This window comes from Erwinia psidii (genome assembly GCF_003846135.1).
Lineage (GTDB): Bacteria > Pseudomonadota > Gammaproteobacteria > Enterobacterales > Enterobacteriaceae > Erwinia > Erwinia psidii.
On the sequence record NZ_RHHM01000006.1, the window covers coordinates 1 to 19,855 of the forward strand.

The 19,855-nt window shown below is 51.6% G+C and carries 20 protein-coding genes and 1 rRNA gene; 9 read left to right on the top strand and 12 right to left on the bottom strand.

All coding sequences use genetic code 11. The features are described from left to right. Positions 1-104: ribosomal RNA gene (locus EB241_RS08720) — 16S ribosomal RNA — on the bottom strand; the annotation flags it as partial. A gap of 414 nt (positions 105-518) precedes the next feature. Then, the gene (gene gmhB, locus EB241_RS08725; RefSeq protein ID WP_124232808.1) at positions 519-1,079 is read right to left on the bottom strand and encodes a D-glycero-beta-D-manno-heptose 1,7-bisphosphate 7-phosphatase; all 561 of its coding nucleotides are present in this window, start codon (positions 1,077-1,079) and stop codon (positions 519-521) included. 181 nt (positions 1,080-1,260) lie between these two features. On the opposite strand from gmhB, the gene metN reads away from it, so the two are divergent. From metN to proS, 6 genes are all read left to right on the top strand, one after another. Next, positions 1,261-2,292, top strand: a complete 1,032-nt coding sequence (gene metN / locus EB241_RS08730) for a methionine ABC transporter ATP-binding protein MetN (RefSeq protein WP_124232809.1) — start codon at positions 1,261-1,263, stop codon at positions 2,290-2,292. Then, positions 2,285-2,938: a methionine ABC transporter permease MetI gene (locus EB241_RS08735; RefSeq protein WP_124232810.1), complete on the top strand. Its 654-nt coding sequence runs from the start codon at positions 2,285-2,287 to the stop codon at positions 2,936-2,938. Before metN ends, EB241_RS08735 begins: the two co-directional genes overlap by 8 nt. A gap of 30 nt (positions 2,939-2,968) precedes the next feature. Then, positions 2,969-3,784, top strand: a complete 816-nt coding sequence (locus EB241_RS08740; protein WP_124232811.1) for a MetQ/NlpA family lipoprotein — start codon at positions 2,969-2,971, stop codon at positions 3,782-3,784. A 142-nt stretch (positions 3,785-3,926) separates the two neighbouring features. Next, positions 3,927-4,331: an Rcs stress response system protein RcsF gene (gene rcsF / locus EB241_RS08745; RefSeq protein ID WP_124232812.1), complete on the top strand. Its 405-nt coding sequence runs from the start codon at positions 3,927-3,929 to the stop codon at positions 4,329-4,331. Next, positions 4,328-5,035, top strand: a complete 708-nt coding sequence (gene tsaA / locus EB241_RS08750; RefSeq protein WP_124232813.1) for a tRNA (N6-threonylcarbamoyladenosine(37)-N6)-methyltransferase TrmO — start codon at positions 4,328-4,330, stop codon at positions 5,033-5,035. The genes rcsF and tsaA overlap by 4 nt, the downstream gene beginning before the upstream one ends. Before the next feature lie 110 nt (positions 5,036-5,145). Next, a complete protein-coding gene (gene proS / locus EB241_RS08755; protein WP_124232814.1) occupies positions 5,146-6,864 on the top strand; it encodes a proline--tRNA ligase in 1,719 nt (572 codons plus the stop codon). Between the two features lie 415 nt (positions 6,865-7,279). Here proS and arfB read toward each other — a convergent pair whose 3' ends face one another. Continuing rightward, positions 7,280-7,699: an alternative ribosome rescue aminoacyl-tRNA hydrolase ArfB gene (gene arfB / locus EB241_RS08760; protein WP_124232815.1), complete on the bottom strand. Its 420-nt coding sequence runs from the start codon at positions 7,697-7,699 to the stop codon at positions 7,280-7,282. Beyond that, positions 7,696-8,250, bottom strand: coding sequence for a YaeQ family protein (locus EB241_RS08765; RefSeq protein WP_124232816.1), 555 nt, complete (start codon positions 8,248-8,250; stop codon positions 7,696-7,698). The genes arfB and EB241_RS08765 overlap by 4 nt, the downstream gene beginning before the upstream one ends. A 131-nt stretch (positions 8,251-8,381) precedes the next feature. On the opposite strand from EB241_RS08765, the gene EB241_RS08770 reads away from it, so the two are divergent. Continuing rightward, on the top strand, positions 8,382-8,582 hold the full coding sequence (locus EB241_RS08770; RefSeq protein WP_124233011.1) for a YaeP family protein: 201 nt from the start codon (positions 8,382-8,384) through the stop codon (positions 8,580-8,582). Then, positions 8,569-8,832, top strand: a complete 264-nt coding sequence (gene rof / locus EB241_RS08775) for a Rho-binding antiterminator (protein ID WP_124232817.1) — start codon at positions 8,569-8,571, stop codon at positions 8,830-8,832. The genes EB241_RS08770 and rof overlap by 14 nt, the downstream gene beginning before the upstream one ends. A gap of 165 nt (positions 8,833-8,997) precedes the next feature. On the opposite strand, the gene tilS is transcribed toward rof, so the two are convergent. Next, the gene (tilS, locus tag EB241_RS08780; protein WP_124232818.1) at positions 8,998-10,350 is read right to left on the bottom strand and encodes a tRNA lysidine(34) synthetase TilS; all 1,353 of its coding nucleotides are present in this window, start codon (positions 10,348-10,350) and stop codon (positions 8,998-9,000) included. A 62-nt stretch (positions 10,351-10,412) separates the two neighbouring features. Continuing rightward, positions 10,413-10,802 (bottom strand): VOC family protein, encoded by a 390-nt coding sequence (locus EB241_RS08785; protein ID WP_124232819.1) that lies wholly within the window; start codon positions 10,800-10,802, stop codon positions 10,413-10,415. 22 nt (positions 10,803-10,824) lie between these two features. On the opposite strand from EB241_RS08785, the gene EB241_RS21095 reads away from it, so the two are divergent. After that, complete coding sequence (locus EB241_RS21095; RefSeq protein ID WP_199737339.1) at positions 10,825-11,016, top strand: hypothetical protein; 192 nt, start codon at positions 10,825-10,827, stop codon at positions 11,014-11,016. Between the two features lie 127 nt (positions 11,017-11,143). Here the strand turns inward: EB241_RS21095 and EB241_RS08795 are convergent, their stop codons facing one another. From EB241_RS08795 to lpxA, 6 genes are all read right to left on the bottom strand, one after another. Next, the gene (locus tag EB241_RS08795; protein ID WP_233592573.1) at positions 11,144-11,962 is read right to left on the bottom strand and encodes a prepilin peptidase; all 819 of its coding nucleotides are present in this window, start codon (positions 11,960-11,962) and stop codon (positions 11,144-11,146) included. Positions 11,963-12,774: 812 nt separating this feature from the next. Then, positions 12,775-13,734 (bottom strand): acetyl-CoA carboxylase carboxyl transferase subunit alpha, encoded by a 960-nt coding sequence (gene accA, locus EB241_RS08800; protein ID WP_124232821.1) that lies wholly within the window; start codon positions 13,732-13,734, stop codon positions 12,775-12,777. Between the two features lie 12 nt (positions 13,735-13,746). Next, positions 13,747-17,229, bottom strand: a complete 3,483-nt coding sequence (dnaE, locus tag EB241_RS08805) for a DNA polymerase III subunit alpha (protein WP_124232822.1) — start codon at positions 17,227-17,229, stop codon at positions 13,747-13,749. 32 nt (positions 17,230-17,261) lie between these two features. After that, the gene (gene rnhB / locus EB241_RS08810) at positions 17,262-17,885 is read right to left on the bottom strand and encodes a ribonuclease HII (protein ID WP_124232823.1); all 624 of its coding nucleotides are present in this window, start codon (positions 17,883-17,885) and stop codon (positions 17,262-17,264) included. Next, entirely contained in the window at positions 17,882-19,063 is a 1,182-nt protein-coding gene (gene lpxB, locus EB241_RS08815) for a lipid-A-disaccharide synthase (RefSeq protein WP_124232824.1), read from the bottom strand. Before lpxB ends, rnhB begins: the two co-directional genes overlap by 4 nt. Positions 19,064-19,066: 3 nt before the next feature. Next, positions 19,067-19,855 carry an acyl-ACP--UDP-N-acetylglucosamine O-acyltransferase gene (gene lpxA, locus EB241_RS08820; protein ID WP_124232825.1) on the bottom strand — a complete coding sequence of 263 codons (789 nt, stop codon included), beginning with the start codon at positions 19,853-19,855 and terminating at the stop codon, positions 19,067-19,069.

Sequence of the window (19,855 nt, forward strand, 5' to 3'; positions counted from 1 at the left end):
CACTCGTCGGCAAAGAAGCAAGCTTCTTCCCGCTACCGTTCGACTTGCATGTGTTAGGCCTGCCGCCAGCGTTCAATCTGAGCCATGATCAAACTCTTCAATTTAAAGTTTGATTTGCTTCACCGTTCATTAATGAACTGTGAAGCGATGCTCAAGGAAAACGTCGTAATGAATTACGTGTTCACTCTTAAGACTTGATATTTTTTTGCGCCTTACGGCGCGGATATCAATCCTGCGAGTGCCCACACAGATTGTCTGATAAATTGTTAAAGAGCGGTGCGACCGGACATAACTGCCTGTCGCGAGGTGGCGTATATTACGCTCTCCTCCTTCAGAGTCAACGTCTTTTTGAGAAGAAGTTGCTCCGGCGGTTCAGCGTGCTGAACCTCTTAACCCGGCGACCCGTAAGCCGTTGTTCCGTGTCAGTGGTGGCGCATTATAGGGATGCGCCGCGGGAAGGCAAGCACAAAAACGAAGTTTTTTATCATTAGCTGAAACTTCGTACAAAACGCTGTATTTTAGCCTTGTTTAATCCTTGCAGGCAGCTCAGCGAGGCTATTAATCACCCAGTCAGCTGCTTTTTCACCCTCTGCGGTAACCGCCTTGCCGGTACGGACTAACACACATTTCCCCACACCAGCCGCTTTACCTGCAAGCAGGTCATCAATTTTGTCACCCACCATAAAGGAGGCTGCCATATCAATATTAAGTTCCTGCTGGGCAGACAGCAGCATGCCAGGCTGTGGTTTACGACAGTCACACTGCTGGCGATAGACATCCACAACAGCTTCCGGGTGATGTGGACAAAACCAGATACCATCGAGATCTACGTCCCGATCGGCCAGCGACCAGTCCATCCATTCAGTCAGCTGCATAAAGGTATCTTCTGTAAAAATACCACGCGCGATACCAGACTGGTTTGTCACCAGCACCAATGCATAACCCATTTTTTTCAGTTCTCGCAGCGCATCAATCACGCCATCAATAAACTGAAAGTTATCGATCTCATGGATATAGCCGTGATCAACATTTATCGTGCCGTCACGATCCAGAAAAATTGCGGGGACTTTGTCTGCCACGTAGAAACTCCTGCTACAAATGTTGCCACAGTGTATTGCATTATTATGCGTATAACGACAATGGCAGTTTAGATGACGTTGATTGATTCAGACGTCTGGATGCCTTAACATCCAAGCGCCCTACGCCCTCTTTGGGATACACTAAAATTAAACACCACGGATAATCGTATTACCTAGAAAAATGATAAAACTCTCTCACATTACCAAAGTATTTCGCCAGGGTGCGCGTACTGTTAACGCGCTGTCTGATGTCAGCCTGGAGGTACCAGCGGGTCAGATTTACGGCGTCATTGGTGCCTCAGGCGCGGGTAAAAGTACCCTGATTCGTTGTGTTAATTTACTTGAGCGACCAACGTCCGGTAGCGTATTGGTCGATAACCAGGATTTGACCACGCTTTCTGAAAGTCAGCTAACACTGGCTCGTCGGCAAATTGGTATGATCTTTCAGCATTTTAACCTGCTGAACTCCCGAACGGCAGCAGGCAATGTGGCACTACCACTGGAACTGGGAAAAATGTCTGGAACCGATATTAAAACGCGCGTGAGTGAATTGCTGGAGCTGGTTGGTCTGGCCGATAAGCACGATGCCTGGCCTGCCAATCTTTCCGGCGGACAAAAGCAGCGCGTAGCTATAGCCCGCGCGCTGGCCAGCAACCCCAAGGTTTTATTGTGTGACGAAGCTACCAGCGCACTTGATCCGGCTACAACCCGTTCTATCCTTGAATTGCTGAAAGACATCAATCGCCGACTGGGCATCACCATTCTGTTAATTACCCATGAAATGGATGTGGTGAAGCGTATCTGTGATCGGGTCGCGGTGATAAGTCACGGTGAGCTGATTGAACAGGATACGGTGAGTGAAGTGTTCTCGCACCCTAAGACGCCACTGGCACAGCAATTTATTCAGTCAACGCTGCATCTGGATATTCCTGATGACTATGCCGCCCGTCTGTCAACAGAGTCCCGAACGGGCAGCGTTCCTTTATTGCGTCTGGAGTTCACGGGTAAATCGGTCGATGCGCCGCTGCTTTCAGAAGTAGCCCGCAAATTTAACGTGAACAACAACATTATCAGTGCGCAAATGGATTATGCCGGTGGCGTAAAGTTCGGCATTATGCTGGCAGAAATGCATGGTACAGATATGGATACCCGCGCAACGATCGAGTTTCTGAAAGAGCATCATGTAAAGGTGGAGGTTTTAGGCTATGTCTGAAGCAATGATTATGCTGCTCTGCCGGGGCGTATGGGAGACACTGGTGATGACATTTGTCTCCGGTTTTTTCGGCTTTGTACTTGGCCTGCCGCTGGGCGTCCTGCTGTATGTCAGCCGCCCGAAACAGATTATTGAAAACCGGCTGCTGTACCGCTCACTGTCCGCACTGGTGAATATTTTCCGAGCCATTCCGTTTATCATTTTGCTGGTATGGATGATCCCTTTCACCCGGCTGATTGTTGGCACCTCAATTGGCTTACAGGCCGCTATTGTCCCACTGACTCTTGGTGCCGCGCCATTCATCGCTCGTATGGTGGAAAATACGCTGCTGGAGCTGCCCACCGGATTGATCGAAGCCTCACGGGCTATGGGAGCAACCCCGATACAAATCATAAAAAAAGTGTTGCTGCCAGAAGCGCTGCCGGGTTTGATCAATGCAGCGACCATTACACTTATCACCCTGGTCGGATATTCCGCGATGGGAGGAGCCGTCGGTGCCGGTGGGCTTGGCCAGATAGGCATTCAGTATGGTTATATCGGTTATAACGCAACAGTGATGAATACGGTATTAGTGTTGTTAGTGATTTTAGTGTATTTGATCCAGTTCTGTGGCGAACGCATTGCGCGTGCCGTCACCCACAAATAAACAACCATACATTCTGATAAAGGAAGGGATATGTCTTTTAATTTTAAAACATTTGCCGCTGTGGGTGCGCTTATTGGTACACTGGCGCTGGTAGGTTGCGATCAGAAAGAAAAAGATCCAAACCATATTAAAGTTGGCGTCATAGTCGGTGCCGAGCAGCAGGTTGCTGAAGTGGCCAAAAAAGTCGCCAAAGATAAATATGGTCTGGATGTTGAGCTGGTGACCTTCAACGATTATGTTCTGCCAAACGAAGCGTTAAATAAAGGCGATATTGATGTAAACGCCTTCCAGCATAAACCTTACCTGGATCAGCAAATCAAGGATCGCGGCTACAAGCTGGTTCCGGTCGGTAATACCTTTGTTTATCCGATCGCAGGCTACTCCAGGAAAATTAAATCACTGGATGAACTCCAGCACGGCGCGCAGGTTGCTATCCCTAACGATCCTACCAACCTTGGTCGTTCACTGCTTCTGCTGCAAAAAGAGGGGCTGATCAAACTGAAAGAGGGGGTTGGCTTGCTGCCAACGTCGCTGGATGTGGTAGAGAATCCGAAAAACATCAAGCTGGTAGAACTCGAAGCCCCACAATTACCTCGCTCTCTTGACGATCAGCAAATTGCGCTGGCAGTGATTAACACCACCTATGCCAGCCAGATCAACCTGACACCAGCAAAAGATGGCATTTTTGTGGAAGACAAAAACTCGCCATACGTAAATCTGATTGTGGCTCGTGAAGATAATAAAGATGCTGAAAACGTGAAAAAATTCGTCCAGGCCTATCAGTCTGATGAAGTAAGCGACGCGGCAAATAAAACCTTCAATGGCGGAGCGGTAAAAGGCTGGTAAATCAGCGCAAAAACACCGAACTTACAGCATTATTTTATCAAAGCGGGCGAAAGTCCGCTTTGATACATTCTGAGCGCTTGTCATTTAACACCGGGCTTGTTTCAATAACGCCACTTTGATTACCGAACATGAGGATTTTCCCATGCGTGTTTTACCGCTCTGCTTGTTAGCCCTTTCGCTGACAGGATGCTCGCTGCTGCAAAAGCCGTACAAACCGGTCAAACCCTTCAGCCAGCCCACGCAAACCGTGTCGGAACAGGCCAAGACAGTCTCCCATCCGGCACCGGTAAAACTGTACACCAATGCCAGCGATCTGATGAACGGGCCTTTTCGCGATTTAGGGGAAGTCTATGGTGAAGATTGTCAGAATAACCGACAAAGCTCGCCCCCAAACATTAATACTGCGCGCAAGCGGCTGCAAATCCACGCGGCAAATATGAAAGCCAATGCGGTATTACTGCACCGCTGTGAAATTGTCAGCGATACACAGGGATGTTTCCGCAAGGCGGTGTGTGAAGGCTCAGCACTGAAAGTAACCCGGCAATGAATTCTTTTGCCTTCCAGCAAATCGGCACTATCCGCTCCCCCTGGAAAGAGAAGTTTGCCGTGCCTCGCCAACCGGGCCTGATTCAGGATGGCGGTGGGGAACTGCATTTGCAAGCACCCTATAATCAGACGGATGCAGTACGCGGGCTGGAAGCGTTCAGCCATATCTGGCTGCTGTTTATCTTCCATCACACCATGGCAGAAGGATGGCAGCCAACCGTTCGCCCTCCCAGACTGGGTGGAAATGCCCGCGTTGGCGTTTTCGCCACCCGTTCCACCTTTCGCCCAAACCCTGTGGGTATGTCGTTGGTTGAACTGACCGGAATTCGCACAGAAAAAAAGACAGTGATACTTGAACTGGGTAGCCTCGATCTGGTTGATGGCACACCGGTTATTGATATTAAACCTTATCTGCCTTTTGCCGAATCACTCCCCCAGGCACGGGCCGGTTTTGCGCAACAAGCGCCGGCAGCTGATATGCCAGTTACGTTTTCCCCTGAAGCGCAACAGCAGATTGCCGGACAGCAAACCCGCTATCCTCATCTCGAACGTTTTATCCGACAGACTCTTGCTCAGGATCCTCGTCCGGCATATCACAAAACTGCACACACCGATCGGGAATACGCCGCCTGGCTGCTGGATTTCAACGTGCGCTGGCGTGTCACCGCAAGCGAGACCATCGTAACCGCCATCGACGACCGTTAATTTATCTTCCGGCATCTTTTGACTCTTCAGACACGCTGGTACACTAGCCGCCAGCAATTTCTTTACAGGGCTTAATTAGTAAGCTTTCTGTTTAACTGGGATCGTAATTCATGCGCACTACTCAATATTTGCTCTCCACTCTGAAGGAGACTCCTGCCGACGCTGAAGTGATCAGCCACCAGCTGATGCTTCGCGCCGGTATGATCCGCAAACTGGCCTCCGGCCTCTACACCTGGCTACCAACTGGCCTGCGCGTATTGAAAAAAGTTGAAAACATTGTACGTGAAGAGATGAATAATGCGGGTGCTATCGAGATTTCCATGCCTGTGGTACAGCCTGCTGATTTGTGGCAGGAAAGTGGCCGCTTTGAGCAGTATGGCCCTGAACTGCTGCGCTTTGTCGATCGTGGCGACCGCCCTTTTGTACTTGGCCCAACGCATGAAGAGGTGGTCACCGATCTCATCCGTAATGAACTCAGCTCTTACAAGCAGTTGCCGCTGAATGTATTTCAGATCCAGACCAAATTCCGTGACGAAGTACGGCCGCGTTTTGGTGTGATGCGTTCGCGCGAGTTCATTATGAAAGACGCTTACTCTTTTCATACCTCGCAGGCGTCTCTTCAGGCCACTTATGATGATATGTACCGTGCCTACAGTCAGTGTTTCAGCCGCATGGGTCTGGACTTTCGTGCTGTTCAGGCGGATACCGGTTCCATTGGCGGTAGCGCATCTCATGAGTTTCAGGTACTGGCACAAAGTGGTGAAGATGACATTATTTTCTCAACGGATTCCGACTATGCGGCCAACATGGAACTGGCTGAAGCTGTAGCGCCGACCGAAGGCCGTGCAGAAGCCACTCAGCCATTAACCGAAATCGACACGCCTGATGCAAAAACGATCGCGGCCCTGGTTGAGCAGTTTAATCTGCCGATTAAAAAAACGGTCAAGACACTGCTGGTCAAAGCCACCAAAGAAAGCGGCCACGATCTTGTCGCGCTGCTGGTACGTGGCGATCACGAACTGAATGAAGTAAAAGCCGAAAAAATTGATATTGTTGCTGCGCCACTGGCCTTCGCCAGTGAAGAAGAGATCCGCGCGGCTATCGGTGCGGGACCGGGGTCACTGGGTCCATTAGGCCTTACTTTGCCAGTAATCGCTGACCGCACTGTTGCCACCATGAGCGACTTTTCAGCGGGTGCAAATAAAGACGATAAACATTTTACCGGCATCAACTGGCTGCGCGATCTGCCATTGCCACGAGTGGAAGACATCCGCAACGTGGTCGAAGGCGATGCCAGCCCGGACGGAAAAGGCACTCTGCTGATTAAACGCGGTATCGAAGTAGGACATATCTTCCAGCTGGGCACGAAATACTCTGAAGCGATGAAAGCGGCCGTTCAGGGTGAAGAGGGCCGTAACCAGACCCTGACCATGGGCTGCTACGGTATTGGCATCACCCGTATTGTTGCTGCGGCAATTGAGCAGAATCATGATGAGCGCGGTATTATCTGGCCAGACGCGCTGGCCCCCTTTCAGGTGGCGATCCTGCCCATGAACATGCACAAATCTTTCCGTGTGAAGGATCTGGCAGAAGATCTGTATCAGCAATTGCGAGCGAAAAGCGTTGAGGTCATTCTGGATGACCGCAAAGAGCGTCCGGGTGTCATGTTTGCCGATATGGAACTGATTGGTGTACCGCACACCATCGTCATCGGCGAGCGTAACCTCGACAGCGAAGAGATTGAGTATAAATCCCGCCGCGAAGGTGAAAAAAGAATGATTAAAACCGGTGAAATCCTCGATTTCCTGATCCGCGAACTGAAAGCCTGAAAATGAGCATCGGCGGGCTGTCCGGCCCGCCAGCAACCTTCCACTTGTTATCAGCTAGCTATCTGGCCACCGGCTTACGCTTCTGGCAGGCAATAATTATTGTTCAACCGGGCAATAGCCTGAATATCGATTATTTCCGGCCTGTATGACAGCGGTCATCAATTACACTTTGTGTTTTTATCAGAAGCCGCACCAAAGTTACGCCCTGCGACGTGTAAATGACCGTCTTTCCCCCGATCATATTGACTCATGCGCTAATTGCAGTGAAAACGAAGCCGGGGCGTTTTCGCCATCAGCACAGGAGGTAACATTCTGATATTTTCGCCAGCACTTGCTCTGCCTGAACGCTGAGGTCATTCTGATAGCCCGATAGCGAAAAGCAGCCTCACCGGAGCCGTCGCAACTATTTTTTATATCATTCACGGCCGCAACACGGCTTTCCGCGAAGTGACTTAATGCCGGATTTACGGGACTTGGACTCCAGTCGTCGCTGCTTTGAAGCCCTGGTTGGCCTTGTCGCTCGTCGCGTTTTCTCCACTACCGTCAATTCCTGAATCAGATTTTCCAACCGCTTCAGCGCTGCCTCACGGTTCATTTCCTGACTGCGGTACTCCTGCGCTTTGATAATCACCACGCCCTGGGCAATCAGATGGTGGCTGGCTGCCAGCAGACGCTCTTTATAAAACACCGGCAGACTGGAGGCGCGAATATCAAAACGCAGATGGATAGCGGTAGCACTTTTATTAACATGTTGACCACCGTTACCCTGAGCCCTGATTGCCGTCAGCTCCAGTTCACTGTCGGCAATGGTCACGCTGCGTGAAAGAACAATCATATGATGTTGCCATTTTTCAGCCAGTCGGTAAAACGCAGTTCAAGATGGTTTTTCTCATCGGACAGCCAAATCGTACCGTCCTGTACTGTGGCCTGGAGATGCATTGATCGGGCTGCCATCCCGGCCAGAGCCTGCATTTGGTGATCGTCAAGGAAACGCACGCTGAGATTTTCCAGCTGTGCCAGTCGGCGTTGATTCTGCTGCCACCAGATCTGTGCAGCGCGCGCATTGTAGGCGTATAAAAAAACACTCGCTGCACGGTTACAGGCTTTTTTTATACGGCGCTCATCGGGTAGCCCCAGCTCAACCCAAACCTCAATGCCATTATGGTCATTCATGCGCCAGATCTCTGGCTCATCTTCAGCACTCAAACCACGGGTAAAAACCAGCCTTTCATCCGCGTTTACTAACCAGGCCAGCAAACGCAGCATCAGCCGTTCTTCTGTTTCGGAAGGATGACGGGCCAGCGTCAGATTGCTGTCAATAAAAACATGCCGATCCATATCAGCGATGTTAATCATCGCTTTGTAAATAGTCGCTTTGAGTGCCATAACGTTCCTTATATTAATCGCCTGCTATTGTAACCTGTTAAGACAGCAAATCACTCGACGTCAGGCTGATTTCACGTAAATTCCTGTGTTATAGTCGTCGAATTACCAGAGGAAAATCTTGAGGTGTAATGGTGCAGAGGTATAGCGAATTAGTTCGCCGTAAATACGCCGGGATAGGCAGCGGCGACCTGGGATACGTGCCGGATGCACTGGGTTGCGTGCTAAAAACACTCGATGAGATAGCGGCTAATACTGAGCTACACTCTTCCATCAGGGAACAGGCAGCATTTGCTGCTGCAAACTTATTGGTGAGCGATTATGTTAACGAATGAAGCCTACAAACCGATAAACTGCGATGATTACGACAACCTGGAACTCGCCTGTCAGAATAACTGGACGCTGGTGCTGGCATTGAAAAATGGTGAACAGCTGAAAGCCATAGCAACTGACATGGTGTCACGCAAAAATGTGGAATATCTTGCTGTTGCTCTCTCTGGCGAAGTAAGGGAGTTACGCCTGGACCACATTGCCAGCTTCAGTCACCCGGATTTAGGTACTGTTATCGTCAGTGAGTCCGATTAGTGTCCGGTGGGCGGGCTTCCCCGCCCAAAATCGCGACGTAATACACTGCCAAATCGCTGACATCCCATATTGCCCAGCAGCTCCCGCAAGCTTTCACCACGTTACTAACCTCTGCCAGCGCGTAATTTTGCATAATAATTTTCCCGGCCACCAGCCGGTTTCAGGTCATCGGGTAAGCTCCTGTTGCCAACAAATCTGCCAGTGAGGTCCCATTCCGGGATCACCTTCGCGGGTAACAAAGATGCCCACTGCGGCAATCAACTGGTCGTCATAAAAAATCATCGGGATACGACCACGCTGCCACGGCGGCACACCCAGTTCCTGCCAGAGCTTTTTTAGCGATCGACTACCCGCGCGGCCAACAATATGAAATTTCCCCTGAGCCTGAAAGCGCACGCTAACTTTTTCATGGCAACCTGCAGGACGCACCATGGTATTTTTCCCACCAATAGCTGTGGCATTATCATGAACAATCATTGCACTAGGTTCCCGTCGCAGCAGCCATCCGCTTGCACTGGCCAGGGCCACAGTCGTGTCAGTGGCAGGCCACTCAATCACCACATTATCCACAGGCTGACACACTTCAAGCCAGTAAAGACGGTTCCGATAGCGACGGATCTCATATTTACCCAACAGCAGACGTGGCTCTGCATCGTCGCGGCTGCACGCTACCTCCTGCCAGATCCGCAACAACGCATCTCTGGAAGGCATCACGCCCTGATGACTGGCAATCCAGCGCCGAATCAGTGCACTGCGCCGAACATGACTCATCTCCGCCAGCGGCGCGATAGCCAGGGAGCCATCTTCTTCCATCAGGGTGATTAGCGAATCTGCCAGAAGCTCATCCAACAACTGTTCCTGCTCAGCACACAGACTGGCACTTCGGGCAACCGCCTGAGGAAAATGCGACCAACGCGCGCTCAGCAGCGGCATAATAGCCTGGCGCAAAAAGTTGCGCTCATAGCGCTGGTCCTGGTTACTGTCATCTTCAATCCATCGCAGACGATGCTCCGCAGCCCAGCTTTCCAGCTCAAGCCGTGAACAGGCCAGCAAAGGACGTAAATGCCAATGGCAACCAAGCAGCCCTCTGGCAGACATCCCGGAGAGTCCGGCGGGACCGCTTCCCCGCTTCAGGGCAAGCAGCAGTGTTTCACACTGATCGTCCTGATGTTGAGCAGTAAGAAGAACCTCACCGGGCTGCAGATGTTCCAGAAACGCCTGATAGCGGGCGGCGCGTGCCGCAGCTTCAATACCTTTTTCCCGGCCATCAACCTGAACGTTGACCACCTCAAGTAAAACCTGCCATTCAGCACACTGTCGCTGGCAATGGCTAACCCAGCTGTCAGCCAGCGGGTTGAGTCCATGATGAATATGGATCGCGCGCAGATGTAAAGCAGGGAGCTGCTGGCGGAGGAGAACCAGCTGATGCAACAGCACGCTTGAGTCAACTCCACCGCTGTAAGCCACCAGCAGATGCCGGTGCCCACCAAGTTGCTGTTCAAGATTAGACAATGGCATGAACGTTCCAAACAGGGATTAATCAATCCGGTTATATATGAGCGGATCGGCCGGGCGCTATCTTACGCTTGATACAGCTCAAGCGGCAAACCATCTGGATCGCAGAAGAAGGTGTAGTGTTTACCCGTAAGAGGATCAACACGGATCGCTTCACAAACCACATCGTTTTCTGTCAGGTGCTGTATGGCAGCCTCAATGTCTGCCACACTGAAAGCCAGATGACGCAGACCACAGGCTTCAGGCTGATTAACTCGTGCTGGCGGTTGTGGAAACGAGAACAGCTCAATACTGTACTGACCATGCAGGGCCAAATCACCTTTCCACGAATCACGGGCTTCCCGATAAACTTCACTTATCAGAGTAAAACCAAGAACGTCACAATAAAAACGCTTACTGACTTCATACCGGCTGGCGATAATGGCGATGTGATGAATTTGCTTAATCGCTAACATGGTTGCTCCCTGAAGATGATGAATGTGGTTATCTGAGGCATCTTTTCGCCTGCCAACGACGACACCAGCCCGTCACGGCGCTTTACGCTTCAGCCAATCAGCCAATCAGCCAATCAGCCAATCAGCCAATCAGCCAATCAGCCAATCAGCCAATCAGCCAATCAGCCAATCAGCCAATTATGATGCCACTTATCATTGGCAGGCAGGTGGATAAATGGGTAACGGTAGCGGCAGGTCGGCACGCCGCAACATTATACATACCGAAAATGCGGTCAGGGATGACACCATCCGGGTTATCTTCTGGCATTGCCTGGCAGCAAAGGCAAGCGTTGCAATCGTTTTTACCCTGATGTCATCTGCATCATCAAAAGCCACCAGCCTGACAGGGCCAGCCATGGACCAAAAGGCAAAGCCTCGTTCAGGCTCCGGCGTCCCATAAAATGCAACAGCAAATGAACAGCGCTTGCCATTAAGGCAGCATACAGCACCAGTAGTGGCAACGATCGCCAACCACACCATGCCCCAAGCGCCGCGAGTAATTTGAAATCGCCATAGCCCAGCCCCTCTTTACCAGTCACTATTTTGAAGATCCAGTGAATGGCCCAGAGGCTTAAATATCCCAACAACGCACCGATCACCGCATCATTTAGCAATACGACTGAGCCGTTGAGATTTGCCAACAGGCCCAGCCAGAGCAGCAAAAGTGTCAGGCGGTCCGGTAACAACATATATTCAATGTCAATCACAGCAAGTAAAATCAGCAACCAGCCGCAGAAGATCAGAGCAAACGCTGCAATATCTGGCGGCCAGTTAAACGCCACCCAGAAGCTGCTGACGGCTGCCGCCAGCTCGGTTAACGGATAGCGCCAGCCAATATGGTGCTGGCAATAATGACAACGCCCCCGCAGATACAGCCAGCTCAACAGCGGAACATTATGATAAAAGGCCAGACGCCGCCGGCAATATGGGCAGCAGGATCGCGGGGAAAAAAGATTAACGCATTCAGTGCCATGCTCAGAGGGTAACGCCAGCAGATGTCGTGCTTCTGCCAGTGCCTGGCGTTGCAGCATTTGTGGCAAGCGCCAGGCTACGCAGTTTAATACGCTACCGGCTATCAGTCCCAGTCCACCTGTTATTACCCACCACATTTCCGCTTTCACACCGAGATTCTCCCTGTCAACGCCGTCTTATTAATTTGATATCTGATAAAAAGGATTGCTAACCACTTTGCTGTCCGTTAATCGTCAGCGCGTCTCATTAACTTACTGGGCCAAAATAATTGCTGAGAAAGTCGATCAACCCACCGTTGTATCTTCGTGCTCTTTCCAGACCAGATTCACAGCATAAAACCACCGTCGCGCATCGTTAAAAACCGCGAAGAAACGTAAATGCGGAGAGAATCGCAAATAACAATATCGGGGAAATTACATAAACAAAAGACCGGAACGCCGATCATAAATCAGGACAAGCTACACTGGCTGAACGCAGAGGTAATCCTGAAGCGTGTGAACAGATAATCGCGCTATTTTGCCTGTGCCGGTGAGCATATTCATCGTTATTGAGCCAGGATTAAAACCTTAAAACAGCAACAGAAGTCACTGTATCTGGCCAGTAAAAATAATATGGCACCACGGGTTTATTTTAAGAGAAAAATCGTTGATGGCTGCGTATGCAGAGGGAAAGTGGCGTACCAGAAAACCCACCCTCATACTTACGGTAGCGTTCAGCAAAGGGCATGAGTGGGTGCATACGGACTCAGCAGGTATCACGTTCATTGTCATAAAGCGTAGAAAGTCCACTTCGTCTGCATGGATCATGCAGGGAAAACGATGGGCCTGTGTATGAAGAAATAAAGACCCCGGCAAAAATCTTTGCTGGGGTCAGGCTGGCGTATAGCATCAACTGCGGCAGTAAAAGCAGCAGGCCTTCTTTCCCAGTGCTTCTGTATGCGCCCTTACCGGTAAGAACCGAATCAGGCGTAGCCGTAATTCATCAGACGCTGGTAACGGCGATCCAACAGTTCATCTTTGCTGAGGCTGTCCAGATCGGCCAGATCGGCCAACAGCTGTTTCTTCAGCGACTCACCGGCCACCAGCGGACCGCGGTGTGCGCCGCCGAGTGGCTCAGGGATCACCGTATCAATCAGCTTAAGCTCTTTCAGACGGGGCGCAATAATGCCCATCGCTTCAGCAGCCAGCGGCGCTTTATCGGCGCTTTTCCACAGGATGGAAGCACAGCCTTCCGGCGAAATAACCGAATAGGTGCTGTACTGCATCATGTTGACTTTGTCACCCACGCCAATGGCCAGTGCACCACCGGAACCACCCTCACCAATCACCGTACAGATAACGGGCACTTTCAGGCCGGACATCTCACGCAGGTTGCGTGCGATAGCCTCAGACTGCCCACGTTCTTCCGCTCCCACGCCAGGGTAAGCGCCTGGCGTGTCGATAAAGGTGACGATCGGCATATTGAAACGCTCGGCCATCTCCATCAGGCGCAGGGCTTTACGGTATCCCTCCGGTGCTGGCATACCAAAGTTACGGCGGATTTTTTCTTTGGTTTCACGCCCCTTCTGATGACCAATGATCATCACTGGCCGACCGTCCAGACGGGCAGTACCGCCCACGATGGCTTTATCATCTGCGTAGGCACGATCGCCTGCCAGTTCGTCAAAATCCGTAAATACATTGCGAACATAGTCCAGCGTGTAAGGACGCAATGGATGGCGTGCCAGCTGTGCGATTTGCCATGCACCCAAATCGGAGAAGATTTTGCGGGTCAGCTCAACGCTTTTCTCACGTAAGCGCTGCACTTCTTCATCCAGATTAATATCCAGTTTTTCATCCTGACGACCAACCGACCTGAGCGAATCAATTTTCGCTTCAAGCTCCGCAATTGGCTGTTCAAAATCCAGGTAATTAAGACTCATAATATTCCTGTTTTAGTCAAACTCAAGTTCCACCTGCTCCGTTCCTATCAGCAAGCGCAGTTCATTTAATAAGCTATCGCTGGGTGATACACGCCATGCTGCACCAAAGCGTAGCCTCGCCCGCGCATCCTCTCTCTGATAGTAGAGATAGACAGGAATCGTCCCCGAACGATGGGGTTCAAGGGACTGACGGAGACGGTTCAAAAGCTGGTCATCAATTTGCCTGTCCGTCAGCGAGATAGCAAGCCCACGAGCATATTTTTCACGAGCTTCATTAATGTCCATCACATCACGGGCGGTCATTTTAAGGCCGCCACTGAAGTCATCGAAGCTGACCTGTCCGCTGACGATCAGGATACGGTCTTTTTCCAGCAAATGCTGGAACTTTTCCAGGGCGTCCGTAAACAGCATTACCTCCAGACGACCGGAACGATCGTCAAGAGTGCAGACACCGATTCGGTTGCCACGTTTTGTTACCATAACACGGGCCGCTATGACCAAACCCGCCGCCATAATAACTTCACCACGTTTTGTCGGGTGCATATCTTTAAGACGCACGCCCCCGACATAGCGCTCAATCTCTTTCAAATACTGATTGATCGGATGCCCTGTTAAGTAAAGCCCCAGGGTCTCCCTTTCACCATCCAGCTGGACCTGTTCCGGCCAGCGGGTGACGTCAGCATAAGACTGCTCAATCTGTTCAGGCGCTTCGGCCAGCACGCCAAACATATCGGTCTGGCCTGTCGCTTCAGCCTTCGCATGCTGATCGGCAGCTTTCAACGCATCGCTCAGGGCGCTCATTAAGGCCGCACGGTGCGGACCGAGCCGGTCAAACGCACCGGACATGATGAGTTTTTCCAGCACGCGTCGGTTCAACTTTTTGGTATCGGTGCGCGCACAAAGATCGAACAGCTCACGGAAATAGCCGCCCTGATGACGTGCTTCCAGGATAGCTTCAATCGGCCCTTCACCGACGCCTTTTATCGCGCCAATCCCGTAGACAATTTCACCTTCATCATTAACGTGGAACGGATAAAGACCTGAGTTGATATCAGGTGGCAACACCTTCAGTCCCATGCGCCAGCACTCATCCACCAGCCCAACCACTTTCTCGGTGTTATCCATATCGGCGGTCATCACCGCCGCCATAAACTCTGCCGGGTAGTGCGCTTTCAGCCACAGTGTCTGGTAAGAAACCAGTGCATAGGCCGCCGAGTGCGATTTGTTAAAACCATAGCCGGCGAATTTTTCCACCAGATCGAAGATCTTAACAGCCAGTTCACCATCCACGCCACGCGCTTTCGCACCATCTTCAAAGCCACCACGCTGCTTCGCCATTTCGACCGGATTCTTTTTCCCCATCGCACGACGCAGCATATCCGCACCGCCCAGGCTGTAACCTGCCAGCACCTGAGCAATCTGCATTACCTGTTCCTGATAGAGAATGATGCCATAGGTGGGTTCCAGCACCGGCTGCAAGGACTCGTGCTGCCACTGAATATCCGGGTAAGAAATAGCTTCACGACCGTGCTTGCGGTCGATAAAGTTGTCCACCATGCCCGACTGTAACGGACCGGGACGGAACAGTGCCACCAGGGCTATCATGTCTTCAAAGCAGTCCGGCTTCAGGCGCTTGATCAGGTCTTTCATGCCACGCGATTCCAGCTGGAACACGGCGGTGGTTTCCGAGCGCTGAAGCATATCGAAACTTTTTTTATCATCAAGCGGGATGGCGGCAATATCGAGCGGCGGCTCTCCCTGCTTCTCGCGCCGGGCATTAATCATTGCCAGCGCCCAGTCAATGATGGTCAGCGTTCGCAGCCCCAGAAAGTCAAACTTCACCAGTCCGGCATATTCAACGTCGTTCTTGTCAAACTGGGTAACCGGATGGTGGCCATTTTCGTCACAATAGAGCGGCGCAAAATCAGTGATTTGCGTCGGGGCAATGACCACGCCACCGGCATGTTTCCCGGCATTGCGCGTCACCCCTTCCAGCTTGCGCGCCATATCAATCAGCGCTTTAACTTCTTCATCCGCCTCATAGATTTCTGGTAGCTGAGGCTCCGCTGCAAAGGCTTTTTCCAGCGTCATTCCCGGATCGGGCGGCACTAATTTAGAGATGCGGTCGACAAATCCATAGGGGTGTCCCAGAACGCGGCCCACGTCACGAATGACCGCCTTCGCCGCCATCGTACCGAAAGTAATGATCTGCGATACCGCTTTGCGACCATACATTTCAGCCACGTGATCAATCACCAGATCACGCTTTTCCATACAGAAATCGACGTCAAAGTCTGGCATCGACACACGTTCCGGGTTCAGGAAACGTTCGAACAGCAGATCAAACTCCAGCGGATCAAGGTCAGTGATTTTCAGCGCATAAGCCACCAAAGAACCGGCCCCGGAACCACGTCCTGGCCCAACAGGCACGCTGTTATCCTTTGACCATTGGATAAACTCCATCACAATCAGAAAGTATCCCGGAAAACCCATCTGGTTGATAACGTTGAGTTCAACCTCAAGGCGCTGGTCATATTGCGGGCGTTTCTGCGCCCGCAGGTCGGCATCGGGAAACAAAAATGCCAGACGATCTTCCAGGCCTTCACGTGATTTCATGACCAGAAAGTCTTCCGTGGTCATCTCGCCGGTCGGGAACTGTGGCAGGAAATACTCTCCCAGCCGGATAGTGACGTTACAACGTCTGGCAATCTCCACGCTGTTTTCAAGCGCTTCGGGAATGTCTGAGAACAGCTCACACATCTCTTCGCTGGTACGCAAATATTGCTGGGAACTGTAAAGACGTGGACGTTTAGGATCGTCCAGCGTGAAGCCATCGTGAATGGCAACACGGATTTCATGGGCGTCAAAGTCGCTTTCTTCAAGGAAGCAGACGTCGTTAGTGGCAACAACCGGGATATTTTCAGCCATCGCCAGCTCAACCGCCGCGTGTAGCCAGGTTTCTTCATCAGGCCGACCTGTGCGGGTCAGCTCCAGATAGTAACGGTCAGGAAAATGCCGCTGATAAAACGCCAGGCACTCTCTGACCTGAACCGTATTACCCCGCAGTTGCATCCTGCCCACATCGCCGCGGCGTCCGCCGGAGAGCAGAATTAAGCCTTCCTGCATTTCTACCAGCCAGTCTCGATCGATGAACGGCCCGGCTGCACCGTATCCACGCTGGTAGGCACGCGAAATCAATAGCGTCAGATTCTGGTAGCCCTGATTGTTTGCGGCAAGGATGGTCAGCTGTGAAAGTTCATCACCCATCGCGTCGCTGGCCACGTTAAAATCCGCGCCAATAATCGGCTTGATGCCCTGTCCATGCGCACTACCGTAAAATTTCACCAGACCACAAAGATTGGTAAAATCGGTAATTGCAATGGCTGGCATACCGAGCGCCGCCGCCTTCTTCACCAGCGGTGCAGTCTTGGCCAGCCCATCAATCATGGAATAGTCACTGTGGACGCGCAAATGAATAAAACGAGGTTCAGCCATCTCTGATTCCGCTCAACGCTGTGAAATAAAAGCTACGGTGCAGTGCCAACTGAAGCCGCAACGTCGGCATCCAGCAACGCATTGCGAACGGGGGCAAAACTGCGCCGATGGTGTGGCGTGACGCCATATTGTGTCAGCTTTTCCAAATGTAGCGCCGTCGGATAGCCTTTATGCTGCGCAAAACCATATTGCGGAAACAGCCGATCCAGTTCAGCCATCTCGCGGTCACGCGATACTTTAGCAATAATAGAGGCGGCACTGATTTCAGCAACCAGGCTGTCGCCTTTTATCACTGCCTGCGATGCCATTGGCAGTGCCGGGCAGCGGTTACCATCAATCAGCACTAAATCAGGCGTAACCGCAAGGTTAGCCACCGCGCGTTGCATCGCCAGCATGGTGGCATGCAGAATATTGAGTTGGTCAATTTCCTCTGGTTCCGCGCGGCCCAGGCTCCAGCTTAACGCCTTGTCTTTGATCTCATCAAACAGCGCAATACGACGTTTTTCAGAGAGCTTTTTTGAATCAGCCAGTCCGCTAATGGGTTTCAGAGGGTCAAGGATCACCGCCGCCGTTACCACTGCACCAACCAGTGGGCCACGACCTACTTCGTCCACGCCGGCAATGCAGGTGGCAATGGGATAGATGAAATGGCTCACTGGCACAGCTCCAGTACCGCTTCAGCTGCCTGCTCATCTGCATTCCAGCGAATCTGATGATGTAATTCAGTGAAAGTAGCCAGCAGCGCGTCGCGGGCCTCGCTTTCTGCCAGCAACGGCTCCAGCGCCGCGGCCAGCTGTTCCGGCTGACACTCTTCCTGCAACAGCTCTTTCACCAGCTCACGCCCGGCCAGCAGATTAGGCAGCGATACGTACGCTGTTTTTATCAGACGTTTCGCCAGCCAGAAGGTAAAAGGCTTCATGCGGTAGCCGACCACCATCGGACATTTCGCCAGCATACATTCCAACGCCGCCGTGCCGGAGGCCAGCAAAGCGACATCACTGGCAATCATCGCCTGACGGCCCTTACCATCCAGAAGATGTATTGACAAATCGGGTGCCACTTCCGCTTTAATTTTTTCAAACTGTTGCCGACGGCGTGAATTCACCAGAGGCACAACGATGTCGAGATCGGGCCATTTCTTACGCAACAGCACAGCTGTTTTCAGAAAATCGGCGCTGAGCATTTCCACTTCCGCACTGCGGCTACCGGGCAGCAATGCCAGACAGGGAGCCGAATCGGCAATACCCAGCTCCAGGCGTGCGGCGCGTTTGTTCGGGATCACTGGCATGGCATCCGCCATGGTATGGCCGATAAAGCGGCAGGGTACATTAAAACGATCGTAAAACGCTTTTTCAAAGGGCAAAAACGCCAGCACCAAATCGGTGGAACGGCCGATTTTAAATACGCGCTTCTGACGCCACGCCCAGACCGATGGACTGACATAATGAATCGTACGGATACCGCGCTGCTTAAGACGCCCCTCAAGGGTAATATTGAAATCTGGCGCATCAATACCGACAAATACGTCAGGTTGCAACCCGGTGAAGCGTTGGGTGAGATCGCGGCGAATTTTCAACAGACGAGGCAGGCGACCAAGCACCTCCACCACTCCCATCACCGCCAGCTCTTCCATCTCATACCAGGCCTCACAACCTTCGGCCTGCATCAGCGGTCCTGCCACACCAACGAAGCGAGTATCAGGATGCTTTTCCTTCAGAGCACGAATCAGGCCAGCGCCAAGAATATCGCCAGAGGTTTCCCCGGCGACCAGCGCAATGGTCAGCGCACGGGGAACATCATTATGTCCGGGAGCGTTGTCTGATAATAAAGACATAAGTTAACGGATCAGGCCTCGCGTGGAACGGGCAAAGAAATCGTAGAAAGGCTGTACTTCAGGATGCTCGCGGGCGATTTCAGCGATTTCAGGCTTTACTTCATCAAGGGTTTTACCACTGCGATAAAGCACCTTATAAGCATTACGTATCGCCTGTAGTGCGCTTTTACTAAAGCCGCGACGTTGTAGCCCTACCAGATTGATACCAAATGGCGTGGCGTGATTGCCTTGAGCTATCACATATGGTGGCACATCCTGCGCAACGCCAGAACAGCCGCCAACCATAACGTGTGCCCCGATAGTGCAGAACTGATGAACGGCTGTCATACCACCAATAATGGCGAAATCATCCACGGTCACATGCCCGGCAAGCGTGGCATTATTGGCAAGAATACAGTTGTCGCCAATAACGCAATCGTGAGCAACATGCGCATTTACCATCAGCAAATTGCCACTGCCAACTTTGGTTACGCCATCGGCCTGAATGGTGCCGCGATGAATAGTAACGCTTTCACGGATACTGTTGCGATCGCCCACTTCAACGCGGGTCGGCTCATCGGCGTATTTAAGATCCTGATTCACTTCACCAATAGTCGCAAACTGGTAAATGATGTTGTCTTTACCAATGCGGGTATGACCGTTAATCACAACGTGAGATTTCAGGACAGTACCTTCACCAATCTCAACATTTGCACCAATGAAGCAAAATGGGCCAATATGAACGCGGGCACCAATAATGGCCCCCTCTTCAATCACGGAACCTGGGTGGATAACAGCAGTCTCATCAATCAT